The following is a 26,180-nucleotide window of genomic DNA, read 5'->3' as shown; positions in this document are numbered from 1 at the left end:
GGTGCACGGTCAATAACCGACCGTGCACCTACCGTGCACCCTCAGCACTCCCAGGGACATAGAAACGGTCCCCATGCAAAACCTTTTTCACATAGCCCAGTGAACGCAGGGCTTCTCCGATCAGCTGGCCGTCGCGGCTGTTGCGGTTCTCGTAGGCGTGGTCCGTGAAGGCCTCGAAAATCACGGCAGGCCGCTTTTCATACGGCACATAGTCCCGTTTCACGTACTCGGACACCCGTGCGAGCCACGGATTGTCCGGGGTTCTTTCTGAAGCCTCCCTGGCGGCTGCGGCCAGCAGTACGCCATCCTCGATCCACCAGTGTTCGCCTGCCGCGATCCGGCTGTCCGCTTCCGCAAACAGCTGGTCCCGGTCGTGCAGGGTGGCCTCGACATTGCAGCGGCCCACCCGCACCGGCAGGAAGCGGCGGCTGCCGGTCTCGTCAGTGAGGTAATCCGCAGTGCGGTTCGTCGTGCCAACCATCACGAACTGGCGCGGCTGGCTCACATAGACACGGCCATAGGCAGGGCGGAATGCGTCCACGGTGCGCGACAGGAATGCCTTCTGGCTTTCGAGTTCGTGCCGTCGCAGCGCGGTGATCTCGGCGTTTTCGAGCAGCCACACCCCGTCGACCGCTTCCCCGGCATCGCGCAGGCTGTCGAGGTTCGGCGTGGCGTCGGAGTACCATTCACCGCCCAGGGTGGCGAGGCTGGCACTTTTGCCGATGCCCTGGGCGCCTTCAAGGATGGGCATCACATCCTGCTTGCAGCCGGGAAAACGTACCCTCGCCACCAGCGAAAGCAGCAGCACGCGGGATACCTCGCGCGCATAGTCGCTGTCGTCGGCGCCACAGTGCGTCACCAGCCAGCCGTCGACCCGGTGCACCCCGTCCCATCGCAGGCCATCGAGATAACGGCATACCGGATGGAATGCGTTTTCTTCCGCGAGCAGCGCGCAGGCACGCCACACGGTGTCAAAGGCCGCGTGCAGGCCATGCTCTGTAATCAGACGAAGCTCGACGTTAGTGAGGTCACTGTCAGACCAGCACTCACGGCCGGCCGGCCACGGACGTGGCCTGAGCAGCATGATGGTGTGGTGCATGCGGTCATAGCCGATCAGTCCGTGCAGTACTTCATCATCGTGCAGCGCATCCAGCACCTCGGCCAGGCTGGCCCGGCTGCGACCGCTGCCTGCGGTGCGCTCCGGTTGCGGCGCCGGTGCCGGCGTGGTGGGGGCTTCAAGCACGGCGCGTAGTGCACCGGCGCCATGCTGTTCGCGGTAGTCCCAGGCATCCGAACGGTCCGGCATCGAGCCGGGCAGCAGCGCCACTTCGCAGCCACACTGCGCGGCCATTTTCATCACCGACGCTTCCACCCCACGGTCCGCGACCATCACCAGCCGCAGCGCCGGATATTTCGCGCGCAGCGCTTCGGCCACGGTGCGGAAGCGCATCACGCCTGCGGTGGCGAGCACTTCAACGGCGCCGGGGCCAGCCGCGTCCGACACGGCCTGGGCAGTTGCGATGCCTTCGGCCAGATAAACGATGGTGCCATCAGCCAGTGCCCCGGCATCCGCACGCACGCGCCAGGCGGAATCCTCGAATGCGTAACGCGGCCAGTTACGCTTTCTGCCATCGGGTGCAATCACCTGGACAGAATGCGGACGGCCATCGGTCACGCTGCAATAAAGCGCGCCAAGCTCAAGCCGGTTATCCCACGTCTGCACTACCCGCAGCCGCGTCACATCGAGCCGCTTGCGTACTGCATACGGATAGGCGCTCGCATCGGTGCCCGCGGCAAATTGCGCAAAGGGAGTGGTGTCGTCGTAAGGGAGTGGCCCCGGTGCGGGCGTAGCAGGCTCCGGCGCGGCTGCGGCAGGTGTGGCGGGGGCAGCGTCAGGGGGTGGCGCGCGCCGGCCCACCCGTGCCCGTTTCAGTGGCGCCGGGATAAAGCCGTACTGGCGCGCGAGATGAAACACGCTGCCGACGCTGACGCGCGCATGGCCGTTGCCGGTGTCACGAAACGAGTGCCACGCCGTATCGAATGCGGCGGCATCCCATTTGGCACCGGCCGCACTCCAGTCACGTGCCATCTCTTCGAGCCCTTCAGAATGCAGGCCCATCAGCACGGCAATCCACGCATCCCGGGTGCAGTCAGGATCAATGCAGTCGAGTGCGCGTGCCAGTTCATCCCGGTCGGCGGCGTTCATGTGCGGCCCCCAGCGTCGCGCTCGTCGCGTTCATCGCGCAACTGCTGCAGTTCCCGGTGCACGTCCGCGACTTTATCGAGCCACGGCCCCGCGCGCATCCAGTCGAGCGTGCCGGTGCCGGACAGATATACCTCACGCAGCCACACTTCCCACGCCCTGAATTCGTCGTCCATGACGGCCTCCGTTCAGGCCGTCGTCGCATCGGCGACTGCGGGCACCGTGTTGGCTTCCACCCATGCGCGCTCGGCTTCGGGCGTGACGATGGTGCGGTGACCCGCCCTGAGTTCAGCCGGTGCGCGGCCCTGCTGCTTGAGCTTGTAGTAGAGCGGCTTCGAGATGCCGTAGTAGTCGCAGAACTCCCTCACGGTCTTGCAGCGTGCGCTGTCCATGTACGCCTCCGGTAAGTGGTTGAGCCCGCAACGGGCTGCCACTTACAAGCGTGGTACAGCGCAAAAGCGCATGCAATGGCGTACATGTCATAGCGGCGCTACGGCATGTCATAGCGGCGCTAAGGCAGGTGTCAGGACTTGATGAAATAGTCGAACCAGCGCGTAACCTTGCGCCGTTCGATCTTCAGGGCGTGCGCCACTTCCAGTTCGCACTCGCGGCGCTTGTCGCCGGACATGGCAGCGCCACCCCACGCGTCGAACGTGGTACGGGCCTTCTCAACCTGCTCGGTGTCATCGGCGCGCGGGCGTTTTGCGTTTCCCGTATTGACTGTACTTCGCACGGGGCGGGCAAAGGCGTTGCCTACGGTCCGTGCATTGACGGGACCGTTACTGAAGCTGTCGATATCGGCTACGGTATCAACGTCCGTGCATTCGTCAACACTGAAGATCTGTGCAAGCGCTTCAGCTACATCGCGGATCTGCTGCCGGATTGCTGGGGTGCGATCAAGCTGGCGGTCGTCGGCGATGATGTGAAGCTTTGCACTCAGATTGGCCAAAGCCTCCAGCCAGTCGGGGTGATGGTGGTCTGGAGCATCGATGCTCATAAAAACCTCCGCGAACTGCGCAGAAGTCATCTTAACGCCGGTGAACTGCTGTGCATCAATCAGTTAGCTGGGGCATGGCGCAAAAAAAGCCCCCATGCGGGGGCTTGGCGGTAGAGCACGGGAGTTGATCAGGCGGCCTGGGCGCTGTCGTCGCCGGTCCCGGATACGCGCGGCCGGTCGAGCAGCGCGACCGCTTCTGCGAGCTTCGTCTCGCGCGTTTTCATGTAGCGCTGCGACATGCGGCTGTCCTTGTGGCCGAGCAGCCGCTGCACGTCAAACTGCGACGCGTCCGCGTTGACCAGCTTGGTCGCAAAATCGTGGCGGGTGTCCATGAACCGGAAGCCCTCGATCTTCGCTTCGCGCCTGATCCTGTTCCAGTCGCGCACCTCGCGCAGCGGCTCGCCGATCTCGTTCGTGAACACGCGTGCCCACTTCACCTGACGCCGCCACGCCATCAACACCGCATACGCCTCGGCATTCAACGGGATGACGCGGCGCCGCTTCACCTTGGACGTGGCGGGCTCGACCGTGATCGTCCTCGCCTTCAGATCGACAGACCGCCATTCGAGCCGCATGATCTCACTGCGACGCATGCCGGTCGCCAGCGCGAGTAGCACCGCAGGCTTCACGTGATCGGCATACACATGATGATCGCCCGGAACCGCGGCAAGCCTGCGGCCGTCATGACGCGCCGCCGCCCCGGCACGGATACGCGTCTCGCGCGCGTCGAGCGCGGCACGCAGCCGCGACTCTTCGTCAACCGCCAGTTCACGGCCGTGCTCGTCCTCTTCGGGATCGACCTTGCAGCGCAGCCGCGCGCACGGATTGCGTTCGATGACTTCGTGCTCAACGGCGTGCGAGAACAGGCCACCGATAGCGCCGAGCGTGCGGTTGATCCCCGTGGGCTTGCAGCCTGCGGCGACGCGCTGCTCGATCCACTTCTTCATCATCGGCCGCGTCACTTCGTCGAGCCGCTTCGGCAGCAGGTCGGGGAAGTCGCGCCGGATGTTCTTCAGGTTCTGTTCCGGCGTCTCAGACTTCGTCGTGCCTCGCCAGTACGTCGCATAGTCGCCGTCGAGATACTGGCCCACGCTCGGCATCGCGCAGAGCTTTGTGTCGGCCGTGCGCCGCTCGTGTTTGGCGACGCGCGTCGGTATCGTGTCGGCCTTGTGATCGGCGCGCGAGACAAACGCGCGGACGGCCGCGCGCGCTTCCTCGACGCCCATCGCTGGCCAGCGGCCGAGCGTCGCCTTCTGCTGCCCAGTCGGCGATGACCAGCGATACACGAACGACACGGAGCCGTTCGGCCGCATACGCAGTCCGAAGCCGCGCAGCTGGTCGTCATAGATATCGCGCAGTTTCGGCGCGCCGCCGTTCGCTATCGTGGCGATGCGCTCGGCTTCGAGCCGGCGGATCGTTTCGCGGTTGATGCGTTGCAGTTGCTTCGTCATTTTTCTTTCCTCAAGTGACGGTTCGCGGCGCGGGGACTGAAAAAGGACAATCCACGCCGCTAAACGTTGTAGACCCGTGGATAACGGGATAGACTTAAGGTCTTGATTTTTAAAAGATGTTCTGACGAAGATGAACTCTAGTACACCGCGAGAAACAGTCAAGTAGCCCCGCACAGGGGCAACGCCAATAGACCGATAGCAACACAAGGAAAGGCCAACCCCCTTAGACAAACGACAAAAACCCCACAACCCCCACGCGCTCACCCCCTAGCGCGCTTCCCCTCAACATCCGGCAACAACACAGTCAACACCCCAATCAACGGCAAGAACGAGCAAACCTTATAAACAAACGCAATACTGGTAGCGTCAGCAAGCTGCCCAAGCACCGCGGCCCCCACCCCACCAAGCCCAAACGCAAACCCAAAAAACAACCCCGCAACCATCCCGACCTTCCCAGGAATCAACTCCTGCGCATAAACAAGAATCGCAGAGAACGCCGACGCGAGCACAATCCCGATCACCACCGTCAGCACCCCAGTCCAGAAAAGATTCGCATACGGCAGCAACAGCGTGAACGGCGCGACGCCAAGAATCGACACCCAGATCACATACTTGCGCCCGACCCTGTCGCCGATCGGCCCGCCGATCACCGTCCCCGCCGCGACCGCCGCGAGGAACACGAACAGATGGATCTGCGCGGCCTGCACCGACAGATGGAACTTGTCGATCAGATAGAACGTGAAGTAGCTGTTGATGCTCGCAAGGTAGAAGTACTTGGAGAACACCAGCAGCACCAGCACGCTCATCGCCAGAACGACCTTGTTACGCGGCAGCGCCACGTGCGCACTCTGGCCGCGCGCCTTCCTGACCGACGGATGACGCTTGTACCAGCGGCCGATCTGCGTGAGCACGACGATCGCGACGAGCGCCGCGGCTGAGAACCACGCGATGCTGCGCTGGCCGTGCGGAATCACGATCAGCGCGGCAAGCAGCGGCCCGAGCGACGACCCCGCATTGCCGCCGACCTGGAACAGCGACTGCGCGAGACCGTGACGGCCGCCCGACGCCATCCGCGCGACCCGCGACGATTCCGGATGGAACACCGACGACCCGCAGCCGACCAGCGCCGCGGCGATCAGCAGCACGCCGAAGCTCGGCGCGACCGACATCAGCAACAGGCCGGCCAGCGTGAAGCCCATGCCGACCGGCAGCGAGTACGGCTTCGGGTGCTTGTCGGTATAGCTGCCGACGAGCGGCTGCAGCAGCGACGCGGTGATCTGATAGGTCAGCGTAATCAGACCGATCTGCCCGAACGACAACGAGAAGTTGTCCTTGAACATCGGATAGATGGCGAGGATCAACGACTGGATCATGTCGTTGAGCAGATGCGAAAAGCTGATCGCGCCGAGCACGGAATACACCGTGCGCTGCACCTTGGCGGCCGCCGGCGTGGCGGAGGCGCCGGCGAGGGCGGTTTTATCGAGACTCGTTTCCATACGCAGAAGAAAAAGATCAGGCAAACGGTGAGATGAAAGGAAAAATCGGCGTGTTTCGGTATTTAGCGGAAGTCTAATGTGGCCGGAGCGAAATGTAAGGACAAGTTTTGTTGCGAATCAGACACGGGGACGGATGACCGATCGTCGTACTCCGACCCGTCGACGAATTTTTGGCGGATTTTTGTCTACGGTATAAAGCGCTCGCGACGGCGCGGCTCACGAAGCGGCGCGTCGAACATGGGCTCCGGGAACGACAAGCGGCGCACGACCCGCCGCAGTCCGATCGCGCGACATTCAAGATCGCACAGCAGGTTGCCGTAGACCCGGAGAGACAAGCGGGGACGCCGGAACCGACCTTTCCGGCGCGTCGACACGTGGGGATGGGGACTATGAAGGCAGTGGCAAACAGCGCAGCGGCAATGAAGTTCAACGGCCTGTCGGTGAAGGCGACGCTGCGCATCGCGTTCGCGATCCTGCTCGCCGGCACGCTGCTGATCGGCGTCTTTTCGCTACTGCAGATCGGCCGGCTGAACGCGTCCGCGCAATCGATCTACGACCAGGGCCACGTCGCGAGCCGTGCCGCCGAGGAAGCGCGCGGCCACATGCTGCGCGCGAGCCGCGCGCAAAAGATGCTGCTGACCGCGACCACCGCGAAGGAGCGCGACGAGCTCGGCGCCGACATCGAGCGCGGCCTGGCCGGTCTGAGCGAACAGCTGCGCACGCTCCAGCAGTACGTCGATACGTCGGACGCGAAGGCGCTCGGCGAGCAGAAGGCGTTCGCCGCGGCGGTCGCGGCATGGAGCACCCATCTGCGCGACTTCGTCACGCTCGTGAAAGCGCAACCGCTCGATCTGTCGCAGATGAACTGGCAGGTCGGCACGCAGGACGTGTCGCTGTTCGTCGAAACCGGCAAGCTCGAAAAGCTCGTCGACGGACTCGTCGCGCAGCGCGGCACCGCCGCGAAGGCGACGATCGACGCGTCCGGCTTCATCTACCATTCGTCGTTCGTGATGATCGCGGCGATCACGCTTGCGCTGATCGTGCTCGCGTTCGGCATCGCCGCATGGGTCGTGCGGCGGCTCACCGCGCAGCTCGGCGGCGAGCCCGCGTACGCGAAGGAGATCGCGCGCCGCATCGCCGCGGGCGATCTGTCCAACCGCATCGCACTCGGCGGCAAGGACCGTGCGAGCATGCTGTTCGCGCTGTCCGACATGCAAAGCGGACTCGCGACGACGGTCGCGGACATCGCGTCGAGCGCCGATGCGATCGCGACCGCGTCCGGGCAGATTTCGATGGGCAATCTCGATCTGTCGCTGCGCACCGAGCAGCAGGCGCTCGCGCTCGAGCGCACCGCGAGCAGCATGGAGCAACTGACCTCGACGGTGCGTCAGAACGCCGACAATGCGAAGCAGGCGAGCACGCTCGCGAACAACGCGTCGGCGATCGCCGAGCAGGGCGGTGCGGTGGTGAGCCGCGTGGTCGCGACGATGAACGACATCAACGACAGCGCGCGCAGCATCGGCGACATCATCGGCGTGATCGAGGGGATCGCGTTCCAGACCAACATTCTCGCGTTGAACGCGGCCGTCGAGGCGGCACGCGCGGGCGAGGATGGGCGCGGCTTTTCGGTCGTCGCCGCGGAAGTGCGCAATCTCGCGCAGCGCAGCGCGGCGGCCGCGAAGGAGATCAAGGGCTTGATCCAGGCCTCGGTCGAGCGCGTCGCCAACGGCTCGACGCTCGCCGCGGATGCCGGTCAGACGATGGACGAAGTCGTGAAGGCCGTGAAGCGCGTGACCGACATCATGGGTGAGATTTCGGCGGCGTCGTCCGAACAGAGCGTCGGTATCGAGGCGATCAATCTCGCGGTCACGCAGATGGACGCGGGGACGCAGCAGAACGCCGCGCTGGTGGAGGAAGCCACCGCCGCGGCCCGCTCGCTCGACGATCAGGCACGCGGGCTGAAGGCGATGGTGGGGCAGTTCAGGCTATAGGACGGAGCTCCAGGCGAACCTCAGCTCGCGTTGTTCGATCCGGACACCGGCACCGACGCGGAGCCCGACGCAACCCCGGACCCCGGCCGCACGATCACCGTGCAGGTCGTGCCCGCCGCCAACATCACGTCGGCGGGCACCGAGTCGATCTTCACGCGCACCGGCACGCGCTGCGCGAGGCGCACCCAGTTGAAGGTCGGATTCACGTCCGCGAGCAGCTCGTGGCTTTGCGGATTGTCGCGATCGTAGATGCCGCGCGAGATGCTTTCCACATGGCCCTGCAGCGTGCCGCCGCTCATCAGGCGCACTTCGGCCGGGTCGCCGACGCGCACGTGCGGCAGCTTGGTTTCCTCGAAGTAGCCATACACCCAGAACGAGTGACTGTCGACGATCGCGAGCTTCGCGGCGCCGGCGCTCGCATAGTCGCCGCGGAACACCGAGAGGTTCGTCACATAGCCGTCGACCGGCGACACGACGCGCGTGCGCGCCAAGTTCAGCTTCGCGGCATCGAGCGCGGCGAGCGCCTGCTGATAGGCGGCATCGGCGGCGGACGCGGTATGCGTCGCGTTTTCGCGGCTTTCCTTCGACACCACCTGCGAATCCATATCGGCACGACGTTGCGCGTCGTCGCGCTTCATCTGCAACTCGGCCTTGCGCGCGGCAACGGCAGCCTGCGCCTGCTCGACCGCGATCTGGTAGTGCGACGGATCGATCTGCATCAGCAGATCGCCCCTTTTCACGAACTGGTTGTCCTTGACCGGCAGAGCGACGATCGCGCCCGACACGTCCGGCGCGACGTTGACAATCTCGGCGCGCACGCGGCCGTCGCGGGTCCACGGTTCGTCCATGTAATGGACCCACAGCACGCGCCCAATCAGGATCGCGACGATGAAAATGACGGCTGTCGCGATGAAGCCCACAAGATTTCGGATGGTCATGTTTCGACTCTGATCAACGATAAACGGCGAGGCCGAGAAGGCCGCACACAGACACGAGCAAGCTGGCCCGGAACAGGGAGGGATGCCACACCACGCGATAGAGGCCGGTATAGGCGATCACGCGATCCAGCAGCCAGGTCAGCGCGGCGCCTGCGATGAACAGCAGCACAATGGCCGGCACATACGCATCGAGCACGGCGATATCACGCGGCATGAGGAACTCCTTCTTCTGATGCGTCGGCGCGCGCGCCGATCGCCGAGGCGAGCGGCGACTGCGGATCGAGCAGCGCGGTACGGATGAAATGCAGTTGACTGAGGATGCGCAACAGTTGATGGCGTTCTTCGCGCGATAGCGTGAAGCCGGCCATCGTCTGCTGCACCTGCGCGATCGCATCGGCGGTGGCCGCGAGCGCGCGCGCGAAGTGCCGTTCCCGCGGCCGCGCGAACAACGTCGCGAGCGCATCGAACAGCGCGCGCAGCGCGCCGCGCCACGCTGCCGCCTGGTGGTAGCGCGGCTCGTTGGGCAGCGTCGCGAGTTCCCGGCGCAGGTCGATCACCGCGTTGCCGACCTCGAGCACCGAAAAGAGCCAGCGCAGCGTGTCGCGCCTGGTTTCGGGCTCGTTCTGCGATAGCGCGTTGATCTGGAACATCAGATCGCGCGCGCCGCTTTCGAAGCGCGAGCGCACACGTGTGAGACCCGCACGGCCCGCCAGCACCACCTGGCGGCGCAGGTCCGCGAGCAGGCGGTTGCGCAGCCACGGCGTCGACGGCGGCAGCAGCACCGCGAATGCGATCGACGACACCAGCATCGACAGCATCAGCGCGAGCGCGTCGTTCATGAACGAGCTGGGGTCGTAGTGCATCACGTTGTCGGGCCCGGCGAGAAAGCAAAAGAAGATGCAACAACCGACCCCGTAGCCTGCGAGCCTCGGGCGCGTGGTCATGAACACGCCGAGCAGCAGAAACGGCGCGAGCGCGACGCACAGCATCGCGAAACCGTCGATGTGCGGAAACACGCCGAACACCGCGACCAGGCCCATCAGCGTCGCGAGTAGCGTGCCGCCGGCCATCTGGAACGCGGTGCCCTTCGGGTCCGGCGACGCCGACGCGAGCGCGCACACGGCCGCCGCGTTAAGCGTCAGCGTCGCGCCGCTCGGCCACGCGGTCGCGATCCAGAACGCGCCGAGCACGATCATCACGATGGCGGCCCGCAGGCCCGCGACGCCGGCCGCGATCGCGTTGGTCTTCGGCTCGTAGCGCTCGATCCAGCGTTCGCGCGCGTGCGTGTCGACTGCAAGCGACGCGTAGGTTGCCGCGTAGGCGTGCAGATCGTCGATGAAGCGGTACAGCAGCTCGGCGGCCGTGTCGAAATCGAGCAGCGGCGCGTCGGGGTGCGTTTCGAGTTCGCTGCGCGTCGCCCGCACGCGGGTCGGCAATTCGCCCTTGTACGTGTCGAGCTGCGCGGCGGCGTGCGCGGCGTCGGCCGCGCTCAGCACCGGCTCGCCCGACTTCGCCAGCAACGGCGCGATCTCCTTGAAGTACGGCTCGAGCGCGGCGATGGCAATCGACGCGCCGTGCGTGCCGTTCTCGCGCAGACGGTTCATCAGCTGATGCAGCGCATGAAAGCGCGTGGACGCGGTCATGAACTCGCTGTTCAGGCGCGCGAGGCGCCCGCCGCGCATCCGCGCTTCGGGGCCTTCGAACACGGCGATGCTGCGCGCGGCTTCGAAGCCGACGATGTCGGCGACGAAGCGCGCATTGGTCGCCTCGATCTGCGCGCGGTCGTTACGGCCGGCAAGCGACGCCGACACGTACTCGACGAACGCCGAAAATCGTGCGCGCACGGTGCCGCGCATCTGCAGACCGGCGAACTGAGGAAACACGAGGCCGCTGATCGCGCCCGCGCAGATGATGCCGATCACGACTTCCGCGACCCGCGTGAGCGCGCTCAGGAACGCGCCATCCGGATGCTGCGACGCGGGGATGCCGATCAGCGCGGCCGTGTAGCCGGCCAGCACGAAGCCGTACGAACGGAAGTTGCGGTTGCGCGCGGCGCCTGCGGTGCAGATGCCGACCCAGATCGCGGTCGAGATGATGAACAGCTCCGGCTGCTGCGCGAACAGGCCGATCAGCGCGAGCATCACGACGAGACCGACCAGCGTGCCGCAGATCCGGTAGAAGCTCTTCGCGAACACCGCGCCGCTTTGCGGCTGCATCACGATAAACACGGTGGTCATCGCGGTGCGCGGCTGCGGCAGGTCGAGCTTCATCGCGATGCCGAGCGCGAGGAAGCACGCGGCGAGCGCCTTGAACAGATAGATCCACACGAGGCCGTCGGTCCGCGCCCAGTGGGCGGCGGCCTCGTAGAGCGCGGCGAACGACGCCAGGCGCGCGTTCGACGGAGAGGGCGAGCGGGACATGGGCTTCATTGCCTGGACGCGGGCGCATTCGGGGCGCGCGAGGCGGTCTCGCTATCGCGCGGACCGTTGGCCGGATCGTCGAGGCCGCCGCCGAGCGCCGTCATCAACGATGCATGTGCGCCGAGGCGCTCGGCGCGCACCTTCGCGACGCCTTCCTGCGCGCGCAGCAACTGGGTTTGCGCGACCAGCACGTTCAGATAGTCGCTCAAACCGCGCCGGTAACCTTCGCGCGAGAGCTCGTAGTTCCTGCGCGCGGCGGCGACCGAGCGGTCGGCGTCGTCGGCCTGGGTGGTCAGCGAGCGGATGCGGATCACCTGGTCGGAGATGTCCTTGAGCGCACCCACGATCGACTGGTTGTAGCGCTCGACCGCCTCGTCGTAGCCCGCCGACGCCGCGCCGAGCTGCGAGCGCAGCCGGCCGCCGTCGAAGATCGGCAGCGTCAGCGCGGGGCCCACGCTCCAGCTATGCGACGGACTCTTCAGGAACTGGAACAGCGGCCCCATCGCCGCATAACCGCCGATCGACGCCAGCAGGTTGATGTCCGGATAGAACCCGGCCTTCGCGACGTCGATGCCGCGCGCCTGGGCGGCGACCGTCCAGCGCGCCGCGACCACGTCGGGGCGGTGGCCGATCAGATCCGCGGGCAGCGCGGCCGGCAGACCGGCGCGCGCGGCGAGCGACAGCGTCGGGCGCTGGATCGCGTCGCCGGCGCCCGGACCTTTGCCGGCGAGCGCGGCTAACTGGTTGCGGCCAAGCGCGATTTTCTCGTCGATCGCGTCGATCTGGCGCTCGTACTCGGGCATCGGCGTTTCGGCCTGGCTCACTTCGAGCTGCGTGCCGATGCCACCCTTCAGGCGCCGGTTCGCGAGGTCGACGATCTGTTGCTGCTGCTGCAACGTGGCCTTTGCGATGTCGAGCAACGCGTAGTTCAGCGACATCTCGATATAGGTGCGCACGACATTGGCCTGCAGTTCGAGTTGCGCGGCGCGCGCGTCGGCGGCGCTGGCGTGCGCGAGGTCGAGCGCGCGCTCGGCGGCGTTCTTGTCCTTGCCCCAGAAATCGAGGTGATACGCGAGGCCGAGCGTGCCGGTGTTGTTCCACGACTGTTCGCCCGCCAACGGCCCCGGACCGTAGAACACGTTGTCGGCCCACTGCTGGCGCTGAATCGACAGGCTGCCGTTGACGTGCGGCGCGAGCGCCGCGCGCGCGACGCCGGCCATCGACGCCGCTTCGCGCACGCGCGCCTGGGCGAGCGCGAGACTGGGATTGCCGGCCTGCGCGTCCGCGATCCACCGGTCCAGCTGCGGGTCGTTGTAGGCGCGCCACCAGTCGGCGGCGGGCCACTGCGCGTCGGCGTTGGCAGCGCGGATCGCGTTGCCGGCGTCGAGCGACGCAGGATCGATCGTGTGCGCTTGCGGCGCGACACCTCCGGTACTTGCACATCCGGCGATTGTTAATAGGATCGTAAGAACCGCGGCTGCGGCGATCCCTTTGGATACCGGAGACTGCACGATTTCCTCCAAATTTGACTATAGAACCTTGTGCGCAATTATATTTTTCGATCGATTGGGGAATAACCGGTAAGGATGCAAGGCATTTTTACCCAACGTGAGATAATCGCCATTGCTGATCATGTAACAATCGCTGCCGATTTCTGGGGATAGCTATGGACACGCTTCAAAACATGCGCGTTTTCGTCCGCGTCGTCGAAGCGGGCAGCTTCACGGGCGCGGCGCAGCACCTGAATACAACGACGGCCTATGCGTCGCGCGCGGTTTCCGATCTGGAAGCGCATCTGCGCACGCGGCTGTTGAACCGGACGACGCGCCGCATCGCGCTGACCGAAGCCGGCGAGCGCTATCTGCAGCGCTGCGAGCAGATTCTTGCGTATGTGGATCAGGCGGAGGCCGAGGCGAGCGACGCGCACGCGCGCCCTTCCGGCAAGCTCAAGGTTCACGCGATGACGAGCTTCGGCCAGCACTACGTGGTGCCGGCCGTGGGCCGCTACCAGCAGCGCTACCCGGACGTGCATATCGAACTGACGCTCGCGCAGCGCATGCCCGATCTGCTCGACGAAGGCTTCGACGTGTCGCTGACGCTCGCGACCGGCTTGCCGGATTCGGGCCTCGTGTCGCAGCGCCTGGGCAGCGCCTTTAGCATTGCGTGCGCGTCGCCGGCTTACCTCGAGCGGCACGGCGTGCCGCAAAAGCCCGCGGACCTCGCGCAGCACACCTGCCTGCAGATGGTGTCGCCGGTGTATCCGCCGGACAAATGGACTTTCGACGGCCCGAACGGCGAGGAAACCGTCTCGCTCGGCGCGACGACGTTTCAGGTGAACGTGGCCGAGGCGATGGTCGTGGCCGTCTCCCAGGGCATGGGCGTGGCGCTGATTCCGATTTACTCGGCGATCAGCCGTTTGCGCAGCGGCGAACTGATGTGGGTGATGCCCGAATACACGTCGCAGCAGATGAATCTGTATGCGCTGTATCCGTCGCGGCAGTATCTCGACGCGAAGATCCGCACGTGGGTGGAATTCCTGCGCGACGAGTTGCCGTCCACATTGGCGGCGGACCAGCAGGAGTTGCGGCAGTTCGCGCGAACCTGAACGGTCTGCTCGTCATGCCTTGACGTTCGAGCCGCGCATCGCGTGACAGCCTGTTACACAGGCGCCGCGTCGCAACATTTCTTTACTTCTCGCGCGCAGTCGATTTGCTAACGTGTCGTTCATGCACCGCCGTTCCGGGCGGACGTGCTGGGATCCGCCGCCGGTCGGCACCTCGCAACCACTAAGGACGACACATCCATGGATACGCACCTGATGATCGGCTTGGCCGTCATGTTTGGACTGATCGGCGTCGCCGCGTCGCGTGATCTGCTGCGGCGCATGCGCGAACAGCAGCCGCAACTCGTGCCGGTCGAGGTCGAGTCACAGGATGCGCCGCGGCGCGAGCGGTGAAAAGCGGCAGTGGGGTGATTTAATGCAAGGCGCCTGCTAGATCTCGACAACCTTGTCCCACGCAAACCGCGGATTTTCCCACTGGCGCGTGCGTCGGTCGAAATAGCCGCGCGGATTGCATACGACGCGCGTGCCGTCCACCACATAGTCGAACGACGTATGCGTGTGGCCATGAATCCACAGCGCGACGGGCGCGCGCACGAGCTCGGGCAGATGATTGACGAAGCCCGCCGACACGCGGTCCTCGGCAAAGCGCCCAGCCAGACTCAGCCGATGCGGCGCATGGTGCGTCACCACGATCGTTTGGCCGGCGAACGGCCTGGCAAGCTCGCTTTCGAGCCACGCGCGTGCATGCTGGTGCAGCGCGAGCGAATCGGCGGGCGTGAAGTCGCGCGCGGCGTCGCGTGGGTCGTGCGGCCAGTTCATCTGGATCAGTCCGCGATAGTCGAGCATGACCCGGCGCGCGGCGACGATCGATTCCTCGATTGCACCGGGCGTCGCGCCGTACAGCGCGAAGTCGGTCCACAACGTCGTCCCGAGCACGCGCCAGCGTCCCTGGCTGTCGATCAGCGCGGCGTTGTTCAACACATGGACGTTGTCGACCTGCGCGGCCGCGTCGAGCAGCGCGCTCTCCAGCGCGCCGAACTCACCGTCGTAGTACTCGTGATTGCCCGGTACATAGACGACCGGTACCGCGTCGTCGAAGGCCTGCGCGGCCCAACGCGGGCCGGCCGCATGGTTGTGAATATCGCCCGCCAGCACGACCAGATCCGCCTGCGCATGCGGGATCAGTTCAGGCTCGTCGTTTTCCAGATGCAGATCGGACAGCACGCGAATCTTCACGGACGCTACTCCTGCGAAACGCCTGCGCGCCGGATCGCGCAGGCTTCTGACGTTAGCGTAGCACCTTGCCCGGATTCATCAGGTTCAGCGGATCGAGCGCCTGTTTGATCGCGCGCATCATCCGCAGTTCGACGTCCTGCTTGTAGCGCGCGGCATCGTCGATTTTCAGCTGGCCGAGTCCATGTTCCGCGCTGATGCTGCCGCGATGTGCAGCCACGCTGTCGTAGACGATCCGGTTGATCGCGCTCTGGTGTTGCCGCAGAAACGCCGTCGCGTCGACGCCCTCCGGTGCCTGCACGTTGTAGTGCAGATTACCGTCGCCGAGATGGCCGAACGTGACCATGCGCGCGCCAGGTGCCGCTTGCGCGATCGCCGCGTCGGTCGCTTCGATGAAGTGGCCGATGCATGAAATCGGCACCGCGATGTCGTGCTTGATGTTGAGCCCTTCCTCGGCCTGTGCGAGCGGAATGTGCTCGCGCAGATTCCAGAACGCGCGCGACTGCGCGAGGTTTTCCGCGACCACGGCGTCTTCGACGAGACCCTGTTCGAGTGCGGTCTGCATCAGCCCTTCGAACAGCGTGCGGGCGTGCACTTCGCTTTCGCTGTCCGACAGTTCGAGCAGCACGATCTGCGCATGCGCTTCAGCGAACGGATAACGCATCTGCTCGAAATGCCGGCCGACGAGGCGCACGCAGAAATCCGACATCAGCTCGAAGCCGGTCAATAGGGGCCCGGCCATGCGCTGCGTGAGCGCGAGAAAATCGAGCGCCGCATGCGGCGACGCGAGCGCGGCAAGCGCGGTGACGCGCGCGGCGGGCTGCGGATGCAGCTTCAGCACCGCCGCGGTGATCAGGCCGAGGGTGCCCTCCGCGCCGATGAACAGGTCGCGCAGATCGTAGCCGGTGTTGTCCTTGCGCAGCCCGCGCAGGCCGTCCCATAGTTCGCCTTGCGGCGTCACTACTTCGAGGCCGAGGCATAGCTCGCGCGTGTTGCCGTAGCGCAGCACACCGGTTCCGCCCGCGTTGGTCGACAGATTGCCGCCGATCGTGCAGCTGCCCTCGGCGGCGAGGCTCAGCGCAAACAGACGCCCGGCCGCTTCCGCATGCTTCTGCACCTCGGCGAGGATCACGCCGGCTTCGACGGTGATCGTGTTGTTGTGCGGATCGATGTCGCGCACCCGATTCAGGCGGCGCAGGCTGATGACCGCCTGCGCGCCGCTCGCGTCGGGTGTCGCGCCGCCCGCGAGGCCGGTGTTGCCGCCCTGCGGCACCAGCGCGACGCGATGTTCGACCGCGAGCTTGACGAGCGCGGCGGCTTCGGCGGACGTGGCTGGCGCGAGCACCGCGCAGGCCGCGCCGGTGTAGCGGCGACGCCAGTCGGTCAGAAACGGCGCCGTGTCCTGCGGGTCGGTCAGTACGTGAGCCGCGCCGATGGCGTCGCGGCAGGCGGCGAGAAAAGCGGTGTGGGTCATCTGAGTCGGTTGGCGGTGTTGGAGGCGTCAGGCGGGCGGGGTGGGTTCGCTGGCGGCCTGCTTAGTGGGGTGCTTAGTGGCCTGCTTAGCGGCCTGCTTAGCGGCCCGTTTCGCCGCGCGCTTGAACGGCCCGACATACGCGAGCGCGCAGGCGAAGAAGATCACGGCAAGCGCCGCTTGCAGCCAGCCGAGCCGCGCACTCAAGCCATGATCGCTCCAGCCGCGTACCACGCCTTCGGCGAAGTACAGCAGGATCAGCATCGAAGCCCATTGCATCGTATAAAGCCGGCGTCGCCATGCTCCCGGCAACGCGGCGAGCAGCGGCAAGGCCTTCAGCACGAGCAGTGAACCGCCGGGCCGCAACGGCGCGAGCCACCCTTCCCATGCGAGCGCCAGCGCGATCATCGCGACCAGCGTGAAAACGGCGACGAGCGCAGCGGCGGCTCTGGGCTGCACGGGCACGGGTGCGTTCACGGCGGTAGGCTCACGGCCTTTCGGTCATCGACGCCGCCGTGCGTCCAACGCGCGCGCCGAGCGCGATCGCAAGCGTCCGTTCTTCGGCGGAGATGCCTTGGCCGGCCGTGCCGGCCCGCGCGAAATGCGACGCGCCGTACGGCGTGCCGCCGGTTTGCGTGGTGGACAGCGCGCTCTCGGTGTACGGAATGCCGACGATCAGCATGCCGTGATGGAGCAGCGGCAGCATCATGGACAGCAGCGTGGATTCCTGGCCGCCGTGCAGGCTGCCGGTGGACGTGAACACGCAGGCCGGCTTGCCCGACAGCGTACCGGATAGCCATTGCGGCGTGGTGCCGTCGAGGAAGTATTTGAGCGCCGCCGCCATGTTGCCGAAGCGCGTCGGCGAGCCCAGCGCGAGGCCCGCGCATTCTTCGAGGTCGCGCAGTTCGACGTACGGCGGTCCCTCGGTGGGAATGTCCGGCTCGCTCGCCTCGCAGACCGTGGAAACCGCCGGCACGGTGCGCACGCGCGCCTGCATGCCGGGGACGCTATCGACGCCGTGCGCGATGGCCAGCGCGAGCTCGCGCGTGGCGCCGTGACGGCTGTAATAAAGCACGAGAATGTCTTTCATAGGCCTCATCATTGAACGGGTATTATAGGGGCTCGGTCCGTTGCACAGGCCGCTCATAGCCGTTCGGCCAGGTGCCGGGCGAGGTTCCCGCAGTCCCGGTCTGGTGGTTCAGCAAGCAAGGAGGCAGGTTTGTTGGTTAGGGTGCGTTTCGATCTCGACACGCTCAAACGGCTCGCGCAATTCGCCGCGCAACGCATCGGCGAGGACCGGATTCCGCAGGTCGCGGGCAGCCTGACGTTCACCACGATGCTCGCGCTCGTGCCGCTCGCCACCGTCGCGTTTGCGCTGTTCACCGCGTTTCCGATCTTCAGCTCGTTCCAGGCGTCGCTGCAGTTTTTTCTCGCCGATCACCTGATGCCCGCGCAGCTGAACGATCAGATTTTCAAGTATCTGAACCAGTTCGCGGCGAAGGCCAAAGGGCTGACCACGATCGGCATGATCGTGCTGTTCGTCACCGCGGTGATGACCATGATGACCGTCGAGTCCGCGTTCAACGTGATCTGGCGCGTGCGCAAGGCACGGCCCGTCGCGCAGCGCATACTCGTCTACTGGGCGATCATCACGCTCGGTCCGATCCTGATCGGCGTGAGTCTGTCGATCTCTTCGTATCTGTTCACGGAATCCATGACGTTCAGCGCCGCGCAGCGCATCACACCGCTGATCGAATGGGCGCTCGCGAGCGCCACGCTGCCGTTCACCATGCTCGCGTTCACGATTCTTTACGTTTATCTGCCGAACTGCCGCGTCGAATGGCGCGACGCGGTGGTCGGCGGCGTGATCGCCGCAATCGCGTTCGAGCTCTCCAAGCGCGGCTTCGGCTACTACGTACGCCGTATTCCCACCTATACCGCCGTGTACGGCGCGTTCGCCGCGGTGCCGCTGTTTCTGCTGTGGATGTACCTGTGCTGGTTCATCACGCTGACCGGCGCGATGATTGCATCGGCGTTGCCGGCGGTTCGCATCGGTCAGTTTCATCGCCCGGTGTTCTATGGCAGCAACCTGTTCGATTCGCTCGAATTGCTCGCGCGGCTGTGCGAAGCGCGCGAGGCCGGCAGGCGCGGCTACACGATGCCCGAGCTTGCGCGCATGCTTCGCCGCGACATGGATACGACGCTGATGCTATTGCAGCGTCTCGAGGAGATCGAGTGGATCGCGCGGCTGGAGGAGGACCATACCGGCCCGCATTTCGTGCTGCTAGCGAACCCGGCGCAGGTGACCGTGCAGCGGCTGTACGACCTGTTCGTGATCGACCGTGCCGAGCTCACGTATCAGCTCGAACTCGACTCGACGCGGGTGGACGGCGGCATGCTGCTCGCCGCGCTCGACAACGACCAACTGAAGGTGACGCTCGCCGCGTTGCTGGCCTCGCGCGCGGCGGCAAGGGCGGCGCGACCCGGAGACGGCGAGCGCGCGGCGGCTTCGATGCCGCACCAGGCAGCGTGATATGGCGGCTTGACCTTGAGCCCGCCGCGGTAGAACTACAACGAAATCTTTCCCACGCAGATGTCCTTGAACATCACCCAGTCGCCCATCAGGCTGTAAAACGGATGACGGAAGGTGGCCGGCCTGTTCTTTTCGAAGAAGAAATGGCCGACCCAAGCGAAGCCATAACCGCACACCACGGCCGCCGGCAACCACAGCCAGCCGCCGGTGGCGAGCGCCATCGCGAGGCAGCCGATCACGCCGAGCGAGCCGACGAAATGCAGCCGCCGCGACACAATGTTGCGATGCTCGCTCAGGTAGTACGGATAAAACTCCGCGAAGCTCGCGAAGCGATCGGTATGGGCTGTATGAGCCATGACGGCCTCCGCAGGCTGAAAAAGACAGCTTCGATCATTCTCCGGCGATCGCCTGCCTAACGCAACCTGGCCATTCGCAGCGGCTTGCCTAGTGACTGCCTGCGGGCCAACGAGGTGCGCGCAGAGCCGCGATCGAACGCCCACTCAACGTGCTTCGTGCGGCGGCCGCGAAGCGAAGCCGTACAGCGCATCGAGCGTCGCGTCGGGTTGCTCGGTCATCAACGCGTGGCCTGCGTCGAGCGTGACGGTGTCGACCGGCGTGCCCGCCTGCGCGAGCGCATCGGCAAGCGCTTTCGCGGCACGTGGCGGCGTCATGGCATCACGCCGGCCGACGATCAGGCGGGTGGCGCAACGCACCTGCGCCGCGCGGGCGAGGCCATCCGCATAGGTGTGGCAGGCGGTGAAATCGGTGTGGAACAGATGCGGTTCACCGCTGGCGGAGACGTGCTCCATCAGCCGCTGGTTCATGCCATGCAGCCAGAAGCCGGGGCCGGGACACGACGGCTTCGCCGCGAGCGTCGAATGCGACCACTGGTTGACCATGGCGATCGCCTCGGGCTCGCGGTTGAGTGCGGCGTCGAGCAGCGCGTCGGAGACGGTCATCGGTAGCGCGGTCGCGAGCAGCGCAACATGCGTCGCGCGCTGCGGATAGCGGCCGGCGAAGTCGAGTGCGATCAGCGAGCCCATGCTGTGACCGGCGACGAACGCACGCGTGACGCCCACGGCGTCGAGCAGCGCCGCGAGCCAGTCGGCCAGCGCGGGGATGCCGGCAAGCGCGGGTCCGGCGCTGCGGCGGTGGCCGGGCAGATCGAGCGCAAGCACGCCGAAGCCGTGATGCGCGAAGTAGCGGCTTTGCAGCGCCCACACGCTGTGATCGTGCTCGGCGCCATGAATGAATACCGCTGTCCGCAGGCTCGCGTCGAAGGGTTTGCCGCCGGTGTAGGCGTAAGCCGGTTCGCCTTGAACGGTGACGATCATGCGGACTCCGGGCGGGCGGGGGCGCTGGTGCCGGCGGATGCGGCCGTGGCGCTCTGCTGCGCGGGGGCGCCGTCCGGGCTTGCGCTGCGGCTGCTGCCCGCGGGTTGCGCGGCTTTTTGCGCGGCCTTCAACGCGCGCTTGAGATCGTCGATCAGGTCATCCGGATCTTCGAGGCCAATCGACAGACGGATCGTGCCTTCCGCGATACCGGCCGCCGCGAGCGCGGCGGCATCCATGCGGAAATGCGTCGTCGACGCCGGATGGATCACCAGCGAGCGCGCGTCGCCGACGTTCGCGAGGTGAGAGAAGAGCGCGAGCGCTTCGATGAAGGCGCGCCCGGCCGCGCGGTCGCCGCGCAGATTGAAGCTGAACACCGCGCCGGCGCCGCGTGGTAGCAGTCGCTTGGCGAGCGCGTGGTCGGGATGCGTCGATAGCTCGGGATAGGCGACCGATTCGACCGCCGCATGGCCGGCGAGAAATTCGACCACGCGCCGGGTGTTGGCGACGTGACGCTCCATGCGCAACGGCAGCGTCTCGATGCCTTGCAGCAGCTGCCACGCGGCCTGCGGATGCAGGCACGCGCCGAAGTCGCGCAAGCCTTCCCGGCGCGCGCGCAGCAGGAACGGCGCGACGGTGCTTTCCTCGGCGAACACCATGCCGTGGAAACCGTCGTACGGCTCGGTGAATTCGGGAAAGCGGCCGGAAGCCTCGAAATCGAACGTGCCGCCGTCGACCAGCACGCCGCCGATCGTCGTGCCGTGGCCGCCGAGAAACTTGGTCGCCGAGTGGTAGACGAAGTCGGCGCCGTGCTCGAACGGGCGCAGCAGGTAAGGCGTCGTGAAGGTCGAGTCGACCAGCAACGGCACCCGGTGTGTGTGCGCGATCTGCGCGAGCGCGGCGATGTCGAGCACGTCGAGGCCCGGATTGCCGAGCGTTTCGCCGAATAGCAGGCGGGTGTTGGGGCGCAGCGCGGCGCGCCACGCGGCGAGATCACCGGCCTTCACGAAGGTCGTGTCGATGCCGAAACGCCGCAGCGTGTAATGCAGCAGACTGTGCGAGCCGCCGTACAGCGCGCTCGATGCGACGATGTGCGAGCCTGCGCCCATCAGCGTCGCGATCGCCAGATGCAGCGCGGCCTGGCCGCTCGCCGTGCCGATCGCGCCGGCGCCGTTTTCGAGTGCGGCGACGCGCTCCTCGAACACGGCGACGGTCGGATTCGAAATGCGCGAATAGACGTGGCCGGCGCGCTCCATGTTGAACAGCGCGGCGGCGTGGTCCGTGTCGCGGAACGAAAACGACGTGGTCTGGTAGATCGGCGTCGCGCGTGCGCCGGTGGCGGGGTCGGGGGCTGCGCCGGCGTGCAGCGCAAGCGTATCGAAACGGTTGGCGGACATCGTGGGCGGCGGGGCGCGCGGCCTCGCGAAAGAGCAGGGTGGGCCGGCCATCCTATCATTGGCGCACGCCGCTTCAAGCGCGGTTTTCCTGCGGGTTTGTCCCTGGTTGGTGTATGGGGTCGTGCGGCGTGGGCTGGGAGCGGGGCATGCTCGCTATCTGGAAGACGGATGAATTCGAGATCCCGAAAGCCCGCCGAGCCTTGGCTGGCGGTCCGCTTTCCTTTTATGGGCCTTTCCGATAGGATCAAAAAACATTTCATGCATTGCACGATGAGCGGTATCAGGAGATAGATCATGCGAGTCAGCGACATTCTTAAAGTCAAGGGCAACACCCTTTTTACGGTCACGCCGGATACCACGCTGCATGACGCCGTCAATACCATGGCCGAGCACGACATCGGCTCGCTCGTCGTGATGGAGTACGGCGACCTCGTCGGCATGCTGACGTTTCGCGAAATCATTCTGACCTTGAGCGAGAACGGCGGCAGCGTCGGCACCTCGACCATCCGCAAGGTGATGGACGACCATCCGCTCACCTGCACGCCCGAAACCGACGTCAACGAAGTGCGCCGCATGATGCTCGAGCATCACGTACGCTATCTGCCCGTCATGGAAAGCCGCACGCTGATGGGCGTCATCTCGTTCTACGACGTCGCGAAGGCGGTGGTCGAGGAGCAGGGCTTCGAGAACCGCATGCTGAAGGCCTATATCCGCGACTGGCCGGAAGAGCAGGAAGGACGGGATCAGCAGCCGGCGCGCTGATGCGCATGGCTCGAACGTCGCGCTGCGGCCGTTGCCGCGAGCGCGAATCCGCCGACAGGGCGCGCGCGCAAGCGGGCGCTTTTTTTGTATCTGTAGCTGGTGCGGGCGGATCAGGCGAGCTCGGTGCGCGCGCCGCGGCGGTCCGCTTGCCCGCCGCGCCGCCCGCTTCATCATCATTTTTCCGCGCGGGTCTCCAGACTTCATGAACGATCGTCCGTTGCCTGCTGCCCGCCGCGCCGCTCGTGCGCGCGAAGCGCACGAATCCCAGTTCCGCCTGCTCGGCCAGCGCCGGTTCGCGCCGTTCTTCTGGACGCAGTTTCTCGGCGCGATGAACGACAACGTGTTCAAGATCGGCTTCACGTCGCTCGTCACGTATCAGGCGGCGCGATTTTCGGGCGTCGACCCGAAAACGGCGGCGTTCCTGATCTCCGCGATTTTCATTCTGCCCTTCGTGCTGTTTTCGGCCACTTCCGGCCAGATCGCGGACAAGTACGACAAGGCGTTTCTCACGCGCCTCGTCAAGACTCTCGAGATCGCGGTGATGCTGGTCGGCGGCGCGGGGTTCTGGCTGCATAGCGCGCCGCTGCTGTACCTGTGCACGTTCCTGATGGGCGTGCATTCGACGGTGTTCGGGCCGGTCAAGTACTCGTATCTGCCGCAGCATCTGTCTAAAGCGGAACTGGTCGGCGGCAACGGTATGGTCGAGATGGGCACCTTCGTCGCGATCCTGATCGGCACGATCGTCGGCGGCGCGGGCGCGGGGTTCGCCGAGCATGGCGCGGTGGTGCTGGCTTGCGCGTGTGTCGCGATTGCATTGACAGGGCGTGTCGTGTCGGGCTTCGTGCCGGCTACGCCCGCGCCGCAGCCCGGGTTGCGCATCAACTGGAATCCCGTCAGCGAAACATGGCGCAATCTCAAGCTCGCGCACGAAAACCGCACGGTGTTTCTGAGCCTGCTCGGCATTTCGTGGCTGTGGTTCGTCGGCGCGACGTTCCTCGCGTCGTTTTTCAACTTCGCGAAGGACGTGCTGTCCGCCGATCCCGACGTCGTGACCGTGCTGCTGGCCACCTTCTCGATCGGCATTGGCATGGGTTCGCTGTTGTGCGAACGGCTCTCTAAGCGCCGCATCGAGCTCGGGCTGGTGCCGCTCGGCTCGATCGGCATGAGCGTTTTCGCGATCGATCTTTTTTTCGCGAGCCACGCGCTGCCGCCGGCGGGGCATTTGCTGAGCGTCGGGGAATTTCTCGCGCGGCCTGCGCATTGGCGTGTGCTCGCCGATCTGTTCCTGCTCGCGATGTTCGGCGGCTTCTACAGCGTGCCGCTGTATGCACTGATCCAAAGCCGTAGTCAGCCGAGTCATCGCGCGCGGATCATCGCCGCGAACAATATCCTCAATTCGCTGTTCATGATCGTGTCGGCGCTGATGGCGATGGGCTTGACCGCGGCGGGCTTCAGCATCCCGGCGATCTTCCTCGTCACCGCGCTACTGAACGTGGTCGTCGCGGGCTACATCTATTCGCTCGCGCCTGAGTTCCTGCTGCGCTTCATCGCGTGGCTGCTCGTGCATACCTTCTACCGGATCCGGCTCGTGCATGCGGAGCGGATTCCGGACGAGGGTGCGGCGGTGCTCGTATGCAACCACGTCAGTTTCGTCGATGCGATCGTCATCATGGCCGAAAGCCCGCGGCCCATCCGCTTCCTGATGGACCATCAGGTCTTCCGCTCGCCGGTCGTCGGCTGGTTGTTCCGGCACGCGAAAGCGATTCCGATCGCGCCCGCTCATCAAGACGCAGCGCTGCTCGCGCGCGCGTACGATCTGTGCGCGCAGGCGCTCGCGGCCGGCGAACTCGTCTGCATCTCTCCCGAAGGCAAGCTGACGCGTACGGGCGAGCTGAATCCGTTTCGTCATGGCGTCGCCGAGATCCTCAGGCGCACGCCGGCGCTCGTTGTTCCGATGGCGCTGCGCGGTCTGTGGGGGAGTGTGTTCTCGCGCGCGGTCGATGCCCACTGGCCGCGTCCGCTCAGAAAAGGCGTGATGAGCCGGCTGAGCCTCGTGGTCGGCGAGCCGATCGACCCGACGCTCGCGACGCCGGAGAAGCTGCAGCAGGTCGTGACCGAGCTGCGCGGCGCGCGGAAATAGCGGCCATCGCCGTCGCCAGGCCCGGCTTCGGCGCGAGCGGGCTGGCATAATAGCGTTCTCCCCGCATTTCTTTGGACGACGCTCATGTCCGGCAACACGCTCGGTACGCTTTTCACTGTCACGACCTTCGGCGAATCGCATGGCCCCGCTATCGGCTGCGTGATCGATGGCTGCCCGCCGGGCATGGCGCTCAACGAAGCCGATATCCAGTTGGAACTCGATCGCCGCAAGCCGGGCACGTCACGCCACGTGACGCAGCGCCAGGAAGAGGACAAGGTCGAGATTCTTTCGGGCGTGTTCGAAGGTCAAACCACCGGCGCGCCGATCGCGCTGCTGATCCGTAACACCGACCAGCGCAGCAAGGACTACGGCAACATCGCCGAGACGTTCCGCCCCGGCCACGCCGACTACACGTACTGGCAAAAGTACGGCATTCGCGATTACCGCGGCGGCGGCCGCTCGTCGGCGCGGCTGACGGCGCCGACGGTCGCGGCCGGTGCGGTCGCGAAGAAGTGGCTGCGCGAGAAGTTCGGCACCGAGATTCGCGGCTATATGGCCGCGCTCGGCGAGATCGACGTGCCATTCGTCGATTGGGCGCAGGTGCGCGAAAACCCGTTCTTCGTGCCCAATGCCGAGATCGTTCCGAAACTCGAAACGTATATGGACGCGCTGCGCAAGGACGGTGATTCGATCGGCGCTCGCATCAACGTGGTCGCGTCCGGTGTGCCGGTCGGCCTCGGCGAGCCGCTATTCGACCGCCTCGACGCCGACATCGCGCACGCGATGATGGGCATCAACGCGGTGAAGGGCGTGGAGATCGGCGCGGGTTTCGCGAGCGTCGCGCAACGCGGCTCGGTGCATGGCGACGAGCTGACGCCGGAGGGCTTCGTCGGCAATCACGCGGGCGGTGTGCTCGGCGGTATTTCGACGGGGCAGGACATCACGGTGTCGATCGCGATCAAGCCGACCTCGAGCATTCGCACGCCGCGCCGTTCGATCGACAAGGCGGGGCAGCCGGCGGTCGTCGAAACCTTCGGGCGGCATGACCCGTGCGTCGGCATTCGCGCAACGCCGATCGCCGAGTCGATGCTCGCGCTCGTGCTGATCGATCACGCGCTGCGTCATCGCGCGCAATGCGGCGATGTGGTCGTGACCACGCCGAAGATCGCGGCGAGCGCGCCGTAACACAGCGGCACGAAGGCAAATTCGTGTGCCGCCATCGCACCGCCATGCGCTGCCCGTTATCGCGCAGCG

Annotated in this window: 24 protein-coding genes; 7 read left to right on the top strand and 17 right to left on the bottom strand. The window is 65.8% G+C overall.

Going from position 1 to position 26,180, the window contains the following annotated elements; all coding sequences use genetic code 11:
- Positions 1-28: 28 nt before the first annotated feature.
- From BJG93_RS10630 to BJG93_RS10605, 6 genes are all read right to left on the bottom strand, one after another.
- The gene (locus tag BJG93_RS10630) at positions 29-2,206 is read right to left on the bottom strand and encodes a VapE domain-containing protein (protein ID WP_051374415.1); all 2,178 of its coding nucleotides are present in this window, start codon (positions 2,204-2,206) and stop codon (positions 29-31) included.
- Positions 2,203-2,379 (bottom strand): hypothetical protein, encoded by a 177-nt coding sequence (locus BJG93_RS10625; RefSeq protein WP_154671840.1) that lies wholly within the window; start codon positions 2,377-2,379, stop codon positions 2,203-2,205. Before BJG93_RS10625 ends, BJG93_RS10630 begins: the two co-directional genes overlap by 4 nt.
- Positions 2,380-2,391: 12 nt before the next feature.
- Complete coding sequence (locus tag BJG93_RS10620; RefSeq protein WP_034479539.1) at positions 2,392-2,595, bottom strand: helix-turn-helix transcriptional regulator; 204 nt, start codon at positions 2,593-2,595, stop codon at positions 2,392-2,394.
- Between the two features lie 131 nt (positions 2,596-2,726).
- The gene (locus BJG93_RS10615; protein ID WP_154671839.1) at positions 2,727-3,200 is read right to left on the bottom strand and encodes a hypothetical protein; all 474 of its coding nucleotides are present in this window, start codon (positions 3,198-3,200) and stop codon (positions 2,727-2,729) included.
- 128 nt (positions 3,201-3,328) lie between these two features.
- Positions 3,329-4,651, bottom strand: a complete 1,323-nt coding sequence (locus BJG93_RS10610) for a site-specific integrase (RefSeq protein WP_034479537.1) — start codon at positions 4,649-4,651, stop codon at positions 3,329-3,331.
- Positions 4,652-4,911: 260 nt separating this feature from the next.
- Positions 4,912-6,147 carry an MFS transporter gene (locus BJG93_RS10605; protein WP_027198244.1) on the bottom strand — a complete coding sequence of 412 codons (1,236 nt, stop codon included), beginning with the start codon at positions 6,145-6,147 and terminating at the stop codon, positions 4,912-4,914.
- A gap of 389 nt (positions 6,148-6,536) precedes the next feature.
- On the opposite strand from BJG93_RS10605, the gene BJG93_RS10600 reads away from it, so the two are divergent.
- Positions 6,537-8,138, top strand: a complete 1,602-nt coding sequence (locus tag BJG93_RS10600) for a methyl-accepting chemotaxis protein (protein WP_027198243.1) — start codon at positions 6,537-6,539, stop codon at positions 8,136-8,138.
- A 20-nt stretch (positions 8,139-8,158) separates the two neighbouring features.
- Here BJG93_RS10600 and BJG93_RS10595 read toward each other — a convergent pair whose 3' ends face one another.
- Genes BJG93_RS10595 through BJG93_RS10580 form a run of 4 tightly spaced genes read right to left on the bottom strand, consistent with a single transcriptional unit; the run spans position 8,159 to position 13,007 of the window.
- Complete coding sequence (locus tag BJG93_RS10595) at positions 8,159-9,076, bottom strand: efflux RND transporter periplasmic adaptor subunit (RefSeq protein ID WP_027198242.1); 918 nt, start codon at positions 9,074-9,076, stop codon at positions 8,159-8,161.
- A gap of 13 nt (positions 9,077-9,089) precedes the next feature.
- Positions 9,090-9,290 carry a DUF1656 domain-containing protein gene (locus BJG93_RS10590; RefSeq protein ID WP_008921331.1) on the bottom strand — a complete coding sequence of 67 codons (201 nt, stop codon included), beginning with the start codon at positions 9,288-9,290 and terminating at the stop codon, positions 9,090-9,092.
- Positions 9,280-11,496 carry an FUSC family protein gene (locus BJG93_RS10585; RefSeq protein WP_027198241.1) on the bottom strand — a complete coding sequence of 739 codons (2,217 nt, stop codon included), beginning with the start codon at positions 11,494-11,496 and terminating at the stop codon, positions 9,280-9,282. Before BJG93_RS10585 ends, BJG93_RS10590 begins: the two co-directional genes overlap by 11 nt.
- A gap of 5 nt (positions 11,497-11,501) precedes the next feature.
- Entirely contained in the window at positions 11,502-13,007 is a 1,506-nt protein-coding gene (locus tag BJG93_RS10580; RefSeq protein ID WP_051374480.1) for an efflux transporter outer membrane subunit, read from the bottom strand.
- A 155-nt stretch (positions 13,008-13,162) separates the two neighbouring features.
- On the opposite strand from BJG93_RS10580, the gene BJG93_RS10575 reads away from it, so the two are divergent.
- Both BJG93_RS10575 and BJG93_RS10570 read left to right on the top strand, forming a co-directional pair.
- A complete protein-coding gene (locus BJG93_RS10575; RefSeq protein WP_027198240.1) occupies positions 13,163-14,101 on the top strand; it encodes a LysR family transcriptional regulator in 939 nt (312 codons plus the stop codon).
- A gap of 198 nt (positions 14,102-14,299) precedes the next feature.
- Entirely contained in the window at positions 14,300-14,452 is a 153-nt protein-coding gene (locus tag BJG93_RS10570) for a hypothetical protein (RefSeq protein ID WP_167544144.1), read from the top strand.
- A 36-nt stretch (positions 14,453-14,488) separates the two neighbouring features.
- Here the strand turns inward: BJG93_RS10570 and BJG93_RS10565 are convergent, their stop codons facing one another.
- Genes BJG93_RS10565 through wrbA form a run of 4 tightly spaced genes read right to left on the bottom strand, consistent with a single transcriptional unit; the run spans position 14,489 to position 17,853 of the window.
- Positions 14,489-15,295 carry a metallophosphoesterase gene (locus BJG93_RS10565; protein WP_027198239.1) on the bottom strand — a complete coding sequence of 269 codons (807 nt, stop codon included), beginning with the start codon at positions 15,293-15,295 and terminating at the stop codon, positions 14,489-14,491.
- A gap of 52 nt (positions 15,296-15,347) precedes the next feature.
- Positions 15,348-16,766 carry an FAD-binding oxidoreductase gene (locus tag BJG93_RS10560; protein WP_027198238.1) on the bottom strand — a complete coding sequence of 473 codons (1,419 nt, stop codon included), beginning with the start codon at positions 16,764-16,766 and terminating at the stop codon, positions 15,348-15,350.
- Positions 16,767-16,793: 27 nt separating this feature from the next.
- Positions 16,794-17,240 (bottom strand): DUF2069 domain-containing protein, encoded by a 447-nt coding sequence (locus BJG93_RS10555; RefSeq protein WP_027198237.1) that lies wholly within the window; start codon positions 17,238-17,240, stop codon positions 16,794-16,796.
- A 10-nt stretch (positions 17,241-17,250) separates the two neighbouring features.
- Positions 17,251-17,853 (bottom strand): NAD(P)H:quinone oxidoreductase, encoded by a 603-nt coding sequence (gene wrbA / locus BJG93_RS10550; RefSeq protein WP_027198236.1) that lies wholly within the window; start codon positions 17,851-17,853, stop codon positions 17,251-17,253.
- Between the two features lie 129 nt (positions 17,854-17,982).
- Between wrbA and BJG93_RS10545 the strand changes: the two genes are divergently transcribed.
- Complete coding sequence (locus BJG93_RS10545) at positions 17,983-19,296, top strand: YihY family inner membrane protein (RefSeq protein WP_082194648.1); 1,314 nt, start codon at positions 17,983-17,985, stop codon at positions 19,294-19,296.
- A gap of 35 nt (positions 19,297-19,331) precedes the next feature.
- On the opposite strand, the gene BJG93_RS10540 is transcribed toward BJG93_RS10545, so the two are convergent.
- From BJG93_RS10540 to BJG93_RS10530, 3 genes are all read right to left on the bottom strand, one after another.
- Positions 19,332-19,652: an Mpo1-like protein gene (locus tag BJG93_RS10540; RefSeq protein WP_027198234.1), complete on the bottom strand. Its 321-nt coding sequence runs from the start codon at positions 19,650-19,652 to the stop codon at positions 19,332-19,334.
- Positions 19,653-19,796: 144 nt separating this feature from the next.
- Positions 19,797-20,630 (bottom strand): alpha/beta fold hydrolase, encoded by an 834-nt coding sequence (locus tag BJG93_RS10535; protein ID WP_027198233.1) that lies wholly within the window; start codon positions 20,628-20,630, stop codon positions 19,797-19,799.
- On the bottom strand, positions 20,627-22,024 hold the full coding sequence (locus BJG93_RS10530) for an O-acetylhomoserine aminocarboxypropyltransferase (protein WP_027198232.1): 1,398 nt from the start codon (positions 22,022-22,024) through the stop codon (positions 20,627-20,629). Before BJG93_RS10530 ends, BJG93_RS10535 begins: the two co-directional genes overlap by 4 nt.
- 294 nt (positions 22,025-22,318) lie before the next feature.
- On the opposite strand from BJG93_RS10530, the gene BJG93_RS10525 reads away from it, so the two are divergent.
- The 3 genes from BJG93_RS10525 to aroC all read left to right on the top strand — a co-directional run bounded on the left by BJG93_RS10525 (position 22,319) and on the right by aroC (position 26,111).
- Entirely contained in the window at positions 22,319-22,786 is a 468-nt protein-coding gene (locus tag BJG93_RS10525) for a CBS domain-containing protein (RefSeq protein ID WP_027198231.1), read from the top strand.
- 202 nt (positions 22,787-22,988) lie between these two features.
- Complete coding sequence (locus tag BJG93_RS10520; protein WP_027198230.1) at positions 22,989-24,926, top strand: MFS transporter; 1,938 nt, start codon at positions 22,989-22,991, stop codon at positions 24,924-24,926.
- An 84-nt stretch (positions 24,927-25,010) separates the two neighbouring features.
- Positions 25,011-26,111 (top strand): chorismate synthase, encoded by a 1,101-nt coding sequence (gene aroC, locus BJG93_RS10515; protein WP_027198229.1) that lies wholly within the window; start codon positions 25,011-25,013, stop codon positions 26,109-26,111.
- Positions 26,112-26,180 lie beyond the last annotated feature (69 nt).

This window comes from Paraburkholderia sprentiae WSM5005 (genome assembly GCF_001865575.2).
GTDB lineage: Bacteria > Pseudomonadota > Gammaproteobacteria > Burkholderiales > Burkholderiaceae > Paraburkholderia > Paraburkholderia sprentiae.
This window is presented reverse-complemented; position numbering and strand designations above follow the sequence as displayed.